This window comes from Blastococcus goldschmidtiae (assembly GCF_031845325.1).
Taxonomy (GTDB): Bacteria; Actinomycetota; Actinomycetes; order Mycobacteriales; family Geodermatophilaceae; genus Blastococcus; species Blastococcus goldschmidtiae.
In genome coordinates this window covers 77,376-91,253 of record NZ_JAVREI010000011.1, presented here as the reverse complement: position 1 = coordinate 91,253, position 13,878 = coordinate 77,376, and the positions used below count along the sequence as shown (strand labels likewise).

The following is a 13,878-nucleotide window of genomic DNA, read 5'->3' as shown; positions in this document are numbered from 1 at the left end:
ATCATCGTGCCGCACCCAGCTGAACGGCGAGAGTCGGAGAGGTGGCCAGGAGGTCCGCCGTGTGCGCGCCCACCCCCAGTGCGAGGGCTGCCCGCAGGTCGTCGAGGGCGTCGACGTCGCGGAGCAGCCCGGGCCAGTCCCCGGTGAGAGTGAGGGCGCCGTCGTCCCGGTGGGCCTGCGCCGATGCCGTGCCGAACCGCGGCCGCAGCGGTGTGCCGACCGCGGTCAGCAGCGTGGTCCCCGTGCCGTGCACGTCGGGCACGAAGCAGCGCGGCGCGCCCGCCGCGGCTTCGAGCGCGGCGGCGAGTTCCGCGGGCCGCAGCGCCGGCAGGTCCGAGGAGAGGGCCGCGACCGCGTCGCCGGCGGCCGTCCGGGCGCCGTGGTCCAGGGCGGCGTTGAGCCCGCCATCCGGCTCGTCGCCCACCGTCCGGGCGCCCAGGCGCCGCACCAGCGACGCCGCGGCCGGCTCGTCGGTGACCACCACGACCTCGCCCACCGGCGGGCAGGCCAGGGCGGCGGCCACCGTGTCGGCCAGCAGCGCCAGCACCAGGGCGTCGTGGGCGGTCGCGGGACGGTCGGCGCGGTCGGTCAGCGGCCGCAGCCGGGTCTTGGCCACGGCGAGCCGCTTCGCCGGGACGACGACCGACCAGGCAGGCACGGCGACCATGTGAACACACGCGCGCCCGGAGTGGTCCACGCCTCCGGGACCCGGTGCTCCATCCGGGGCGGGGATGGGTCGATCATGGGGCACATCACAGCGACGGGGAGGCGATCCATGGCGGAGGCGAGGTCCTGGGCGGACCCGGCGTCGGCCGGTGCTCCTCCGGCGGAGCGGCCGGGCAGCCGCCGGCCGGGCAAGTGGGCCACCCGCGGCCGCATCGGCTGGGCCTTCTGGCTGTGCATCCTCGTGGTGTTCCCGGCCTCCACGCTGATGTTCCGCATCCGCTACCGCCACGGCGAGCGGTTCCCCCGCCGCGGTCCGGTGCTGCTCGTGGCCAACCACGTCTCGATCCTCGACCCCCTCGCCTGCGCCCGGCTGGTGTTCGACCACGGCCGGATGCCGCACTTCCTGGCCAAGGAGGCGGTGTTCAAGGGGCTGGCCGGGTCGATCCTGCGGTCGGCCGGGCAGATCCCGGTCGCCCGGTACTCGTCCGACGCGCAGGGCGCCCTCGCCGCCGCCCAGCAGGATCTCGCCGTCGGCAACGTCGTGGTCATCTACCCCGAGGGCTCGGTCACCCGCGATCCGCACTGGTGGCCGATGGAGGCGCGCACGGGGGCGGCGCGGCTGGCGCTGACCACCGACGCCGTCGTGCTGCCCGTCGCCCAGTGGGGCCCGCAGCGCCTGCACGACTACCACGCCCGGAAGCTGCACCTGCGGCTGCGCACACCCACCGACTACCTCGTCGGCGAGCCGATCGACCTGTCCGACCTCCGCGCCCAGCTGCGGGCCGGGCGACCGCTCACCGCGGAGCTGCTGAAGGAGACCACCGATCTGATGATGGGCCGCGTGCGCGACCAGCTGGCCGAACTGCGCGGGGAACCGGCGCCCGCGCTGTTCCACCCGCGCCCGCGGCGCGAGCTCCCCGGTGACCTGCCCGGAGGTGTGGCGTGAAGCGCGCCGCCGTCCTGGGCGCCGGCTCCTGGGGGACGACGTTCGCCAAGGTCCTCGCCGACGCCGGGTGCGACGTCGCCCTGCACGCGCGGCGTCCCGAGCTCGTGCAGGCCATCACCGACTCCGGGGAGAACAGCGACTACCTGCCCGGCATCCGGCTGCCGTCGGCCGTGCGGGCGACCGCCGACGCCGCCGAGGCGCTGGCGGACGCCGACGTCGTCGTGCTCGCGGTCCCCTCGCAGTCACTACGGGAGAACCTCACCGCGTGGTCGCCGCTGCTGCCGGCCGACGCCACCCTGCTCAGCCTCATGAAGGGCATCGAGCTCGGGACGACGAAGCGGATGAGCCAGGTCATCTGCGAGGTGACCGGCGCCGGCCCGGACCGCGTGGCCGCGCTCTCCGGGCCGAACCTGGCGCGCGAGATCGCCGAGGAGCAGCCCGCCGCGACCGTGATCGCCTGCACCGACGCCGACCGGGCCGCGGCGCTGCAGGTGGCCTGCCACACCCGCTACTTCCGGCCCTACACGAACGCCGACCTGGTGGGCTGCGAGCTGGGCGGAGCGGTGAAGAACGTCATCGCGCTGGCCTGCGGCATCGCGGAGGGGCTCGGCTTCGGTGACAACACGCGGGCCTCGCTGATCACCCGGGGCCTGGCCGAGACCGCCCGGCTGGGCCTCGCGCTGGGCGCCGAGCTGACCACGTTCGCCGGTCTCGCGGGCCTCGGCGACCTGGTCGCCACCTGCAGCTCGCCGCTGTCGCGCAACCGGACCTTCGGCGAGAAGCTCGGCCGCGGGATGTCGGTGGAGCAGGTCCAGGAGAGCACCCGGCAGACCGCGGAGGGCGTGAAGAGCTGCCGGTCGGTGCTCGACCTGGCCCGCGCGCACGGCGTCGACGTCCCGATCACCGAGGCCGTCGTCCGCGTGTGCCACGAGGGCGAGGCGCCGGCGCGGATGGTGAAGGAGATCATGTCGCGCGAGGCGAAGCCCGAATGAGCGGGAGCTCCTGGGGCGACGGCACGCGGTCGGTGCGGGCGGGGGAGCAGCCCGCCGTGCCGGGTGCTCCGCTGCGGCCCTCGCCGGTGTTCGCCGCACCCTTCCACCTCGGGGACCTGCCACCGCGCGCCGGCGGCGCCGACGCCTACGCCCGGACCGAACAGCCCACCCTGCGCGACTTCGAGGCCGCCGTCGGCGAGCTCGACGGCGGCCGGTGCCTGTCCTTCGCCACCGGCATGGCCGCGCTCACCGCGGCGGTGCTGGCCTGTGCCGGCAGCGGCGACCGGGTGGTCCTGCCCTCGGACGGCTACTACGCGACCCGGCTGCTGGGAGCCGAGGAGCTGACCCGCTTCGGCATCGAGGTCGCCCAGGTGGCCACGCCGGACGTCGAGCGGTTCGCCGCCGAGGGCGGGCTCGACGGCGTCCGCATGGTGCTGCTGGAGACGCCCAGCAACCCGCAGCTCGACGTCTGCGACATCGCCTCGGTGGCCCGCGCCGCGCGGGCGGCCGGTGCGCTGGTCGCCGTCGACAACACCACCGCGACGCCGCTGGGCCAGCGGCCGCTGGCCCTCGGCGCGCACCTCACCGTCGGCAGCGACACCAAGGCGCTGACCGGCCACAGCGACGTCCTCCTGGGCCACGTCAGCACCGCCGACGACGAGCTGTACGCACGGCTCAAGGGCTTCCGCGACCGCACCGGCAGCACCCCTGGGCCGTTCGAGGCGTGGCTCGGGCACCGGTCGATGAGCACCCTGGACCTGCGGCTGGCCCGTCAGGCGGAGAACGCCGCGGCGGTCGCGGACCTGCTGGCGTCCTCGCCGGCCGTCACCGGGCTGCGCTGGCCCTGGCGGGCGGGCGACCCGTCGTCCGCCCTCGCCGCGCGGCAGATGCTCCGGCCGAACGGCGTGCTGTCCTGCGAGCTCCCCGACGAGGGCGCCGTGCGCCGGCTGCTGGGCGCCACCCGGCTGTGGGCGGCCGCGACCAGCTTCGGCGGGGTGCACAGCACCATCGACCGCCGGGCCCAGTGGGGTGGCGACGCGGTGCCGTCGGGGTTCGTGCGGCTGTCCTGCGGCATCGAGGACACCGCCGACCTGGTCGAGGACCTAGGCCGCGGTCTGGCCGCCCTGGGGTGAACGGGCCCGCTGCCGGCTGCCCGCCACCGTGAGCCACACACTGATGGCCGTGTAGTAGACGGGGTAGGCCAGGCTCAGGGCCACGGCCACCGGGTGCGGATCGGGGTACTGCAGGACCAGCACGGCGACCGAGACCAGCCAGACGGTCGCCAGCGCCATGTTGAGCCCGAGCAGCAGCGGGGTGCGCGAGGGGTAGACGTACTTGATCGGCACGAACACCAGCACGGTCAGGACCACCAGCGTGACGGCGACCGCGGTGGTGCCGAAGTCCAGGACGATCGCGTAGAGGGCGACGATGTTCCAGTAGCTCGGGAAGCCGAGGAAGTAGTGGTCCTCGGTCTTCGCGTCGACCCGGCAGAACTGGTAGCAGGACGCCAGCAGGGGCAGGGCGGCCACCACCCAGCCGACCGCGCCGTCGGGCAGCCGGTCGTCGGCCCAGAGCAGCACGACCGCGACGAAGGTGAAGGTCAGGTAGTCGACGATGTTGTCGAGCAGGGCGCCGTCGAACCAGGGGATCGTCTCCTTGACCCGCGCGCGGCGGGCCAGCATCCCGTCGGTGCCGTCGACCAGCAGCGTGACGATCACCAGCCACAGCGCGACCTCGATCTCGCCCTCGAGGGCCGCCAGCACGGTGAGCAGCCCGAGGACCGCGCCGGAGGCGGTGTACAGGTGCACGGCCCAGCCGGCGAGCCGCTGCCGCCGCGAGAACACCTCCGCCGTGGGAGCTTGCTGATCGTGCATCAGTCGAGGCTGCCACACCCGGAGCGGTCCGGCCCGGACGGCGCAGGGCCCGGGCACCGGCAGCTAGGGTCGTCCCGATGAGCGCGCAGGGGAGCAAGGTGCGGGTCGCAGTCGTGTTCGGGGGCCGCAGCGCCGAGCACGCCATCTCCTGCATCTCGGCCGGGAGCGTGATGGCGGCGCTGGACCCCGAGCGCTACGAGGTGGTGCCGGTCGGCATCGCCCGGGACGGCCGCTGGGTCCTGACCGGTCCCGACCAGCGGCTGGCCATCACCGAGGGCGAGCTCCCCGAGGTCTCCGGCGGGACGGCGGTCTCCCTGGTCGGCGACCCCGACGGACGCGGGCTGGCCGTGCTGGAGCCCGGGGAGGCGGTCGGCCGGGCGCTCACCGAGGTCGATGTCGTCTTCCCCGTACTGCACGGGGCCTACGGCGAGGACGGCACGATCCAGGGCCTGCTGGAGATGACCGGGCTGCCCTACGTGGGCTCGGGGGTGTTCGCCAGCGCCGCCTCGATGGACAAGGAGTTCACCAAGAAGCTCCTGGCCGCCGCCGGCCTGCCGCAGGGCGAGCACGTCGTCCTGCGCGACGCGCACGGCGCGATCTGCGCCGATCCGGCGGTGCTGGACGAGGCCGCCCGCGAGCGGCTCGGCCTGCCGGTGTTCGTCAAGCCGGCCCGCGCCGGCTCCAGCATCGGCATCACCCGGGTCACCGACTGGGCGCAGTTCCCGGCCGCGGTCGCGGAGGCCGCCGCCCACGACGCCAAGGTGATCGTCGAGGCCGCCGTCCCCGGCCGGGAGATCGAGTGCGGCGTGCTCGCCGCGCGGAGGAGCGGCCTGCCCGAGGCCAGCCTGCCGGCCGAGATCCGGCTGCACGCGGGGGTCGACTGGTACGACTTCGCCGCCAAGTACCTCGACGACGCCGCCGAGTTCGACATCCCCGCCGACCTCACGCCCAAGCAGACCGCGGCCGTGCAGGCGGCCGCGCGCCGCGCCTACCTGGCCCTGGACTGCCGGGGTCTGGCGCGGGTCGACTTCTTCCTCGGCACCGACCCCGGCGGGCGCGACCGGCTGGTCATCAACGAGGTGAACACCATGCCCGGGTTCACCCCGATCTCGATGTTCGCCCGCATGTGGGCCGCCACCGGCGTGGACTTCGCCGAGCTGGTCGACCGGCTCGTGACCGGCGCCCTGGCCCCACGGTGAAGTCCGGACGGTGCTCCCGCGCGCAGCGGGTCGCCGTCCTGCTCCTGCTCGTCCCCGTCCTGACCGCCGCCTCCGGGTGCGCGCGGGAGGGCGAGGGTGCGGTCGCCGCCGCACCGTCCCCGTCCGGGCCGGCCACCCCGGAGGAGCTCGAGCGGCTGGTCGTCGACGAGGTGCCCTCGGGCCTGCCACGGCTGCCGGACGAGGCGATCGAGCCGCCGGCGGGCGCGAAGCGGGTGGAGGACGTGGCCGGCTACTCCGACGACCCGGCGCGCGAGCGGGCAGTCCTCGAGGACTACGGCTACCGCTACGGCTGGGAGCGGTTCTGGGGCACCGGAACGGGGGAGGGGCCGCAGACCGGGGTCTTCATCGACCACTTCGAGGGTGCCGAGGGTGCCGTCGCCTACGCCGAGGACCTGGCGCGCAACGACGCCGAGCACTACGGCGGTCTGCTCAGCGAGGGGGCGCCGGGCCTGCCCGAGGGCTGCCGGCGCCTGGTCGTCGACGAGCCCGGTCCCGAGGCGGAGCTGTCGGGTCCGGCTGCCTTCGCGTGGTGCACGCGCGGACCGTTCAGCGTCTCGGTCAGCGCCGTCGCCGACTCGCTCGACGCCGCCAACGAGGAGGTCAGCGCGGTCGTGGCCGACCAGCTGGACCGGCTGCCCGCCGGGTGACCGGGCTCCTCACCGGCTCACTCGCCCGGGACGGGCTCCCGGTAGGGCAGCGCCTCCGCCAGCGCCGGGGTCAGCGCCGTCACGGGGGCGCTGTCGACACCGGCCGGCAGGCTGACCTCCACGTACACCGGCCGGTCCACGGTGGTCCAGACCGTGCTGTCCGGATCGCTGGTGTCGACGTGCCACTGGACGCCGTTGATCTGGATGGCCGACGCCCCCACGACCCAGCCGGCCGGCCGGTCGACGCCGCAGACGAGGACGACCGGCGGCTCGCCCCACGCGTAGGCGAACGGCGAGTCGGACTCGACCGGACGCGACTGCTCACCGGCCAGCTCCAGGGGCAGGGTGCGCATGACGGCCGGGCAGAACTCGTCGGCCTCGGGGGTCACCGGCGGTACCTCCACCGGCAGCGGGGGCAGGTCGGCGCGCTCGGGCGCGGCCGTGCCCTCGATCTCGGCGGGGTTCCGCGCCTCGGCGTCGTCGTCCCCGGTGTCCCCGCCGAGCACGTTGGCCAGGATCACCAGGGCGATCACCACCGGGACCAGGACGGCGGTCGCGATCAGGGCGATCCGCCGCAACGGGTCGGCGGGGCGGTCCGGCGGGGGCTCGGTCAGGGCGTCAGCGCTCGCAGGGGTGGGGTCGGACGGCCGTCAGATGTTGACGACGGGACAGGTCAGCGTGCGCGTGATGCCGTCGACCGACTGCACGCGGGCGACCACGAGGCGACCCAGGTCGTCGACGGTCTCCGCTTCGGCGCGGACGATCACGTCGTAGGGACCGGTGACGTCCTCCGCCCGGGTCACGCCGCTGATCTCGCTGATCGTGGCGGCGACCTGGGCGGCCTTGCCGACCTCGGTCTGGATGAGGATGTAGGCGTGGACCACGGGAGATCCTTCCTCCGGCAACTCGGCCGATACGTCGTCCCCGCCGGGTGGCGGACAGTTCGGCAACCTACCCCAGTGACCGGAGGCACCTCGTGACTCGGCCCCGCCCCCTCGTGCCGCGCCCGGACCAGACCGACAGCGTCCGGGCGGTGGGCGAGTTCGGCGTCATCGCCCGCGTCGTGGCCCGGGGCGGCGCCGCGGCCCTCACCGAGGTCGGGCCCGGTGACGACGCCGCGGTGCTGGCGACGCCCGACGGCCGGGTGGTCGCGACCACGGATGTGCTGGTCGAGGGCCGCCACTTCCGGCGGGACTGGTCGTCGGCCGAGGACGTCGGGCACAAGGCGGCCGCGGCGAACCTGGCCGACGTCGCCGCGATGGGCGGCACGACCACCGCGCTGCTGGTCGGTGTCGCCTGCCCGGCGGACACGCCCACGAGCTGGCTCGAGGGCGTCGCGACCGGGCTGGCCGAGGAGTGCGCCCCGCTCGGTGCCGCCGTCGTGGGCGGTGACACCGTCGCGGCCGCGCCCGGCAGCGAGGCCGTCGTCCTGTCGGTCACGGCGCTGGGCGACCTGGGCGGGCGCCGGCCGGTGCTGCGGTCGGGGGCCCGGCCCGGCGACGTCGTCGCGCTCGCCGGCCGGCTGGGCTGGTCGGCGTGCGGTCTGGCGGTGCTGCGCCGCGGGTTCAGTAGTCCGCTGGCCGCCGTCGCCGCACACCGCCGTCCGTCACCGCCCTACGCGGCCGGGCCGGCCGCGGCCGAGGCCGGCGCGACCGCCATGTGCGACGTGAGCGACGGCCTGCTGGCCGACACCGGGCACATCGCGACCGCGAGCGGCGTGGTCCTCGACCTGGACCGCGCCGCGCTGGTCGCAGCCTGCCTGGTCCCGGACGGCCCGCTGCAGCAGGTGGGTGCGGCGCTGGGCGCCGACCCGCTGGCGTGGGTGCTCACCGGCGGTGAGGACCATGCCCTCGTGGCGACGTTCCCGGCAGGCACCCCGCTGCCCGCCGGGTGGACCACGATCGGCGTCGTGCGCCCGACCGGGACGGCGCCCGGCGTGCTGGTGGACGGTGAGCCCGCCGAGGCGGTGGCCCGGGCGGTCGGCGCGGAAGGGACCGGGCATGCGCACTTCGGCTGAGCCGCTGCCCGACGGCGCGACGCTGCGGCTGCGCGCGCTGCCCTACGACGACCCGGTCGCCCAGTACCTGGTCGAGCAGGTCCAGCAGGAGTACGTGCAGCGCTACGGCGGGCGGGATGACGCCGTCGTGGCGCCCGCCGACTTCACGCCGCCGGCCGGCCTGTTCCTCGTCGCCGAGGTGGACGGGGTGCCCGCCGGGTGCGGCGCGTGGCGGGTCCTGCCCTCGGGCGCGGTGGAGATCAAGCGGGTCTACGTCGAACCGCCCTTCCGGCGCAGGGGGCTGGCGCGTCGGCTCATGGCCGCGCTGGAGGACAGCGTCTCCCGGGCCGGGCACCGCTCGGTGGTGCTCAACACCGGGCAGGAGCAGCCCGAGGCGTTGGCTCTCTACGACCGGCTGGGCTACCGGCCGGTACGGGGCTACGGGGTGTACGCATGTGCGCCGGACGCGGTGTTCCTGGGCAGGGAGCTCGAGCAGCGCGACGAGACCACCGGCGGGACGAGGGGGAACTCATGGGCGTCGTGACGCTGTCGGCTGCCTACGGGGCGGGCGGTCCGGAGATCGCGCCGGCCGTCGCCGGGCACCTGCACCTGCCGTTCCACGACCGGATGATCCCGGCGCAGGTCGCCGGCCGGCTGGGGGTGCCGGTCGAGGAGGCCGAGGCCAACGACGAGACCGTCGTCGGGGGGCTGTGGCGGCTGGTGGCGGGCCTGGGCACCATGCCCGACACGGTGGGCGGGGTCATGCCGGGCCCGGGCATACCCGACGCCCGCGCGTTCCGCGAGCAGACCGAGCGGGTGCTCACCGAGATCGCCTCACCGGCCGGCGTCGGTGGCGTGGTGCTGGGCCGGGCGGCGGCGATGGTGCTGGGCGACCGGCCCGACGTGCTGCACGTGCGCCTCGGGGGACCGCGGCAACGGCGCCTGGAGGTCGCCGTGGCGCGCTACGGCCGGGCACCCAGGGAGATCCGCCGCGAGATGGACGCCAACGACCGCGCCCGCGAGGCCTACGTCCGGCACTTCTACCGGGCCGACGCGTCCTCGCCCAAGCACTACCACCTGGTGATCGACAGCACGGCCCTGTCGGTGGACACCGTCGTCGACCTGGTCGTGACGGCGGCCCGGAGCCGGGGGATCGGCGCGGACTGAGCCCGGAGCCGGGCACGCACGACGAACCCCGGAGGTCCGAGGACCTCCGGGGTTCGCGGTGACGTGATGGAACGGCCCCCTTCAGGGTCCCGCGCCGAGCATGCGAGGCGTGGGGGGAAGGGGGTCCTTCGTCAGGCGCGCACGACCTTGCCCGCGCGGATGCACGAGGTGCAGGCGTTGATGCGCCGGCGGTTGCCGGGGGCGATCAGCGCCCGCACGGACTGGATGTTCGGGTTCCAACGGCGCGGCGTGCGGCGGTGCGAGTGAGACACCGACATACCGAAACCGGGGCCCTTGCCACAGACATCGCACACGGCAGCCACGGTGGATCACTCCCAGACTAAATAATTCACAGACGGATCGTTCACAGACGGCGGGGCAAGGAAGCACCCGCAACAAGACCGTCCATGAGTCTAACCGCTCCCGGGACCGCGTGCCGCCACTGCCCCCACCCGGGGTCGTGGCCACCGGCGCTGTCGTGCTCCACGGGTACCCTCCGGCCGTGCTGGAGGCCCTGGACGAGGCCGCGGTCGGTCGATGGTGCCGCACCGCGGTCGACGCGCTGTCCGGAGCACGCGGCCGCCTCGACGAGATGAACGTCTTCCCGGTGCCCGACGGGGACACCGGCACCAACCTGCTGCTCACCGCCCAGGCGGCGCTCGCCGCCCTCGAGCGGGAGGGTGACCGCACCACCGAGCCCTCGTGGTCGGTGCTCTCCCGGGGCGCGGTGCTGGGCGCCCGCGGCAACTCCGGCACGATCCTCGCCCAGCTGCTGCGCGGCCTCGCCGACCAGCTCGCCGGCCAGCCCCCGGCCGACGGTCCGGCGCTCGCCGCGGCGTTGCAGAAGGCCGCCGACACCGCCTACACCGCCGTGGCCGACCCGGAGGAGGGCACGTTCCTCAGCGTGGCCCGGGGCGCGGCCGAGGCAGCGGTGGCGCAGGTCGGGGCGGGCCGCGGCACGCTGGCCGACGTCGTCACCGGAGCGGCAGACGGCGCACGGGTGGCGCTCGACCGCACCCCTGGTCAGCTGGCGGCGCTGCGGGACGCCGGCGTGGTCGACGCCGGCGGTGCCGGCCTGTGCCTGGTGCTCGATGCCCTGGTGACCACCGTGACCGGGATCGAGCCGGCCCGCCCGCCGCTGGCCACCCGTCGCGCGGCCGGTCACCTGCACGCCCACCGCCCCGACCCCCGGCACCTCCCGCACCAGCCCCCGCCCGGGCCCGGCAGCGAGGTGCAGTACCTGCTCGCCGACGCCGACCAGGACTCCGTCGCCCGGTTGCACGCCCGCCTCGCCGCGCTGGGGGACAGCCTCGTCGTCGTCGGTGTGGACACACCGACCGGGCGGGAGTGGAACGTGCACGTGCACGTCTCCGACGTCGGCGCGGCGATCGAGGCCGGCATCGAGGCCGGCCGCCCCTACCGGATCTCGGTAACGCCGCTCGCGCCCGTCCTCCCGCCCGCGCCGGAGGCCGGCACGCGGGCGCTGGTCGCCGTCGTGTCCAGCGACGGGCTGGCGGAGCTGTTCGGCGCCGCGGGCGTCCGGGTGGTCACCTGCGGCCCCGACGGCGTGACCGAGGACGACGTCCTCGACGAGATCGTCGGCTCCGCCGCGCACGAGGTGGCCGTGCTGCCCAACGACGGCGACCTGCTGCCGGTCGCCGCGCGCGCCGCCGCCCGGGCCCGGGAGCTGGGCCGCGAGGTCGGCGTCGTCCCGACCCGCTCACCGGTCCAGGGCCTGGCCGCCTGCGCCGTCGGCGACCCCGGCCGGCGCTTCGGGGACGACGTGATCGCCATGGCGGAGGCCGCCGCGGCCACCCGCTGGGCCGAGGTCACCCTCGCCGAGCAGGAGGCGCTCACCTCGGCCGGCCGCTGCCAGCCGGGGGACGTGCTGGGGTCGGCCGAGGGCGACGTGGTCGTCATCGGCCAGGACCTCGCCGACGTGGCCCGCGACCTGCTCGACCGCCTGCTCTCCGCCGGCGGGGAGATGGCCACGCTGCTCGTCGGCCCGGACGAGGAACTCGGCGACGCCATCTGCGGCCACCTGGCCTCGCGGCACCCCACCATCGAGGTGATGCGCTACGGCGGTGGACCCGCCGCGATCCCCCTGCAGGTGGGCGTCGAGTGAGCCGGCGAGGCTGACGTGGCCGTGACCATGCGGACGCCGCTGGCCCGCGTGCTGGGCCCCAAGACGGCCACCGGCATGAGCGAGCAGCTGGGCTTGGAGACGGTGGGCGACCTGCTCCGGCACTACCCGCGCCGCTACGCCAGCCGCGGCGAGCAGGCCGACCTCGCCGACGTCCAGGTGGGCGATCGGGTGACCGTGCTGGCCCAGGTCCGGAGCGTGAGCACCCGGCCGATGCGCAACCGGCGGGGTTCGCTCACCGAGGTGGTGGTCGGTGACGGCAGCGGGCGCATGAAGCTGGTGTTCTTCAACCACCGGCACGCGCAGCTGAAGCCCGGCGCCTGGGGCATGTTCGCCGGCACCGTGGGGGAGTGGCGCGGCGAGAAGCAGTTCGCGCACCCCGACATGCACCTGCTGGACGGGGCCGACGACGAGGACGACTGGGCGCGGGCCCTGGTGCCGATCTACCCGGCCAGCAAGGACGTCTCCAGCTGGGTGATCCAGAAGTCGGTGAAGCTGCTGCTGGGCGCGTCCGGAGAGCTGGGCGACATCGTCGTCGACCCGCTGCCCGAGGAGATCCGGTCCCGCCACGGGCTGCTCCCGCTGCCCGACGCGCTGCTGGACATCCACCGGCCCACCACGATGGAGGACGTCGAGCGCGCGGCGTCCCGGCTGAAGTGGGACGAGGCGCTGGTCCTGCAGCTCACCCTCGCCGCCCGGCGCCGCGCGGCCGCGCTCGAGCCCGGCATCGCGCGGCCGCGCCGGTCCGGTGGGCTGCTCGACGCCGTCGACGCCGCCCTGCCCTTCGCGCTCACCGAGGGGCAGCGCGAGGTGGGGGAGGAGCTCGCCGCCGAGCTCGACCGGGACCAGCCGATGCACCGGCTGCTGCAGGGCGAGGTCGGCTCCGGCAAGACGGTGGTGGCGCTGCGGGCGATGGCCCAGGTGGTCGACGCCGGCGGCCAGGCCGCGCTGCTCGCGCCGACCGAGGTGCTCGCCGCCCAGCACGCCCGCGGCATCCGCCAGCTGCTGGGATCTCTCGGCCGCGCCGGCGAGCTGGACGGCGACCCCGCCGGCACCCGGGTCACCCTGCTCACCGGCTCGCTCAAGGCGGCGGCGAGGCGGCAGGCGCTGACCGAGGTCGCCGACGGCAGCGCCGGCATCGTGATCGGCACGCACGCGCTGCTGCAGCAGACCGTCGAGTTCGCCGACCTCGGTCTGGTCGTCGTCGACGAGCAGCACCGCTTCGGCGTCGAGCAGCGCGACGCGCTGCGGGCCAAGGGCAGCCGTCCGCCGCACGTGCTGGTCATGACCGCCACCCCGATCCCGCGCACCGTCGCCATGACCGTCTACGGCGACCTGGAGATCTCCACGCTGCGGCAGCTGCCCAGCGGCCGCGGCGGCGTCTCCAGCTCCGTCGTGCCGGCGGTGGAGAAGCCCGGCTGGGTCGACCGCGCGTGGGCGCGGCTGCGCGAGGAGGTCGGCGCCGGGCGGCAGGCCTACGTCGTCTGCCCGCGCATCGGCGACGTCCCCGGCGAGGACGAGCCCGAGGACGCCGACGGCGCCCCGGCCGAGGACGACGGCGCACGCACCGACCGCCGTCCACCGCTGGCCGTCCTCGACGTCGCCGAGCTCCTCCGCAGCGGTCCGCTGGCCGGGCTGCGGCTGGACGTCCTGCACGGCCGGATGACACCGGAGGAGAAGGACGCCAGCATGCGCGCCTTCGCCGCCGGTGAGACCCAGGTGCTGGTGGCCACCACCGTCGTCGAGGTCGGGGTCGACGTGCCCAACGCCACCGTCATGGTGGTCATGGACGCCGACCGGTTCGGGGTCAGCCAGCTGCACCAGCTGCGCGGCCGCGTCGCCCGGGGTGCGCACCCGGGCCTCTGCCTGCTGGTCACCGAGGCGCCCACCTCGTCCCCGACCGGCCAGCGGCTGGACGCCGTCGCCGCGACCTCCGACGGGTTCGAGCTGGCCCGGCTGGACCTGGAGACCCGCCGGGAGGGGGACGTGCTGGGTGCGGCCCAGTCCGGCCGGCGCTCGGGCATCCGGCTGCTCTCCCTGCTGGAGGACGAGGAGCTCATCAGCTCCGCCCGCACCGAGGCCACCGCCCTCCTCGGCACCGACCGCGGCCTCGCCGACCACCCCGGGCTCGCCGCCGAGGTCGCCGCGCTGGCCACCGACGAGCGCGCCGAATGGCTGGAGAAGGCATGAAGAAGGACCCCCGTGCCCCCCGCCACTCGCAGGCTCG

15 protein-coding genes are annotated in these 13,878 nt (G+C 75.5%); 10 read left to right on the top strand and 5 right to left on the bottom strand.

The genetic code is table 11. The annotated features are described in order from the left end of the window. Position 1: 1 nt before the first annotated feature. Positions 2-667, bottom strand: coding sequence for a 2-phospho-L-lactate guanylyltransferase (gene cofC / locus RM425_RS15190; RefSeq protein ID WP_311346058.1), 666 nt, complete (start codon positions 665-667; stop codon positions 2-4). Positions 668-775: 108 nt separating this feature from the next. On the opposite strand from cofC, the gene RM425_RS15185 reads away from it, so the two are divergent. From RM425_RS15185 to RM425_RS15175, 3 genes are read left to right on the top strand one after another with little or no spacing between them, the layout of a single operon-like run. Further along, positions 776-1,612 carry a lysophospholipid acyltransferase family protein gene (locus RM425_RS15185; protein ID WP_311346057.1) on the top strand — a complete coding sequence of 279 codons (837 nt, stop codon included), beginning with the start codon at positions 776-778 and terminating at the stop codon, positions 1,610-1,612. Beyond that, a complete protein-coding gene (locus RM425_RS15180) occupies positions 1,609-2,604 on the top strand; it encodes an NAD(P)H-dependent glycerol-3-phosphate dehydrogenase (RefSeq protein WP_311346056.1) in 996 nt (331 codons plus the stop codon). Before RM425_RS15185 ends, RM425_RS15180 begins: the two co-directional genes overlap by 4 nt. Next, entirely contained in the window at positions 2,601-3,737 is a 1,137-nt protein-coding gene (locus RM425_RS15175; RefSeq protein WP_311346055.1) for a cystathionine gamma-lyase, read from the top strand. The genes RM425_RS15180 and RM425_RS15175 overlap by 4 nt, the downstream gene beginning before the upstream one ends. Here the strand turns inward: RM425_RS15175 and RM425_RS15170 are convergent. Next, complete coding sequence (locus tag RM425_RS15170) at positions 3,708-4,478, bottom strand: CDP-alcohol phosphatidyltransferase family protein (RefSeq protein WP_311346054.1); 771 nt, start codon at positions 4,476-4,478, stop codon at positions 3,708-3,710. The genes RM425_RS15175 and RM425_RS15170 overlap by 30 nt on opposite strands. A gap of 77 nt (positions 4,479-4,555) precedes the next feature. On the opposite strand from RM425_RS15170, the gene RM425_RS15165 reads away from it, so the two are divergent. Further along, entirely contained in the window at positions 4,556-5,677 is a 1,122-nt protein-coding gene (locus RM425_RS15165) for a D-alanine--D-alanine ligase family protein (protein WP_311346053.1), read from the top strand. Further along, positions 5,674-6,345: a hypothetical protein gene (locus tag RM425_RS15160; protein ID WP_311346052.1), complete on the top strand. Its 672-nt coding sequence runs from the start codon at positions 5,674-5,676 to the stop codon at positions 6,343-6,345. The genes RM425_RS15165 and RM425_RS15160 overlap by 4 nt, the downstream gene beginning before the upstream one ends. A 17-nt stretch (positions 6,346-6,362) precedes the next feature. On the opposite strand, the gene RM425_RS15155 is transcribed toward RM425_RS15160, so the two are convergent. Further along, positions 6,363-6,923, bottom strand: a complete 561-nt coding sequence (locus RM425_RS15155) for a DUF3515 domain-containing protein (RefSeq protein WP_311346051.1) — start codon at positions 6,921-6,923, stop codon at positions 6,363-6,365. A 72-nt stretch (positions 6,924-6,995) separates the two neighbouring features. Next, positions 6,996-7,229, bottom strand: coding sequence for an Lrp/AsnC ligand binding domain-containing protein (locus RM425_RS15150; RefSeq protein ID WP_311346050.1), 234 nt, complete (start codon positions 7,227-7,229; stop codon positions 6,996-6,998). Between the two features lie 92 nt (positions 7,230-7,321). Between RM425_RS15150 and RM425_RS15145 the strand changes: the two genes are divergently transcribed. The 3 genes from RM425_RS15145 to RM425_RS15135 are packed head-to-tail and all read left to right on the top strand — an operon-like array spanning position 7,322 to position 9,508. Further along, complete coding sequence (locus RM425_RS15145) at positions 7,322-8,362, top strand: thiamine-phosphate kinase (RefSeq protein ID WP_311346049.1); 1,041 nt, start codon at positions 7,322-7,324, stop codon at positions 8,360-8,362. Next, the gene (locus tag RM425_RS15140; RefSeq protein ID WP_311346048.1) at positions 8,346-8,885 is read left to right on the top strand and encodes a GNAT family N-acetyltransferase; all 540 of its coding nucleotides are present in this window, start codon (positions 8,346-8,348) and stop codon (positions 8,883-8,885) included. Before RM425_RS15145 ends, RM425_RS15140 begins: the two co-directional genes overlap by 17 nt. Further along, positions 8,873-9,508 (top strand): cytidylate kinase-like family protein, encoded by a 636-nt coding sequence (locus tag RM425_RS15135; protein ID WP_311346047.1) that lies wholly within the window; start codon positions 8,873-8,875, stop codon positions 9,506-9,508. The genes RM425_RS15140 and RM425_RS15135 overlap by 13 nt, the downstream gene beginning before the upstream one ends. A 131-nt stretch (positions 9,509-9,639) precedes the next feature. On the opposite strand, the gene rpmB is transcribed toward RM425_RS15135, so the two are convergent. Continuing rightward, positions 9,640-9,822 (bottom strand): 50S ribosomal protein L28, encoded by a 183-nt coding sequence (rpmB, locus tag RM425_RS15130; RefSeq protein ID WP_425427062.1) that lies wholly within the window; start codon positions 9,820-9,822, stop codon positions 9,640-9,642. Positions 9,823-10,010: 188 nt separating this feature from the next. Here rpmB and RM425_RS15125 point away from each other — a divergent pair, with 188 nt between their 5' ends. After that, entirely contained in the window at positions 10,011-11,633 is a 1,623-nt protein-coding gene (locus RM425_RS15125; protein ID WP_311346046.1) for a DAK2 domain-containing protein, read from the top strand. Between the two features lie 15 nt (positions 11,634-11,648). After that, positions 11,649-13,841 carry an ATP-dependent DNA helicase RecG gene (gene recG, locus RM425_RS15120; RefSeq protein WP_311346045.1) on the top strand — a complete coding sequence of 731 codons (2,193 nt, stop codon included), beginning with the start codon at positions 11,649-11,651 and terminating at the stop codon, positions 13,839-13,841. Positions 13,842-13,878 lie beyond the last annotated feature (37 nt).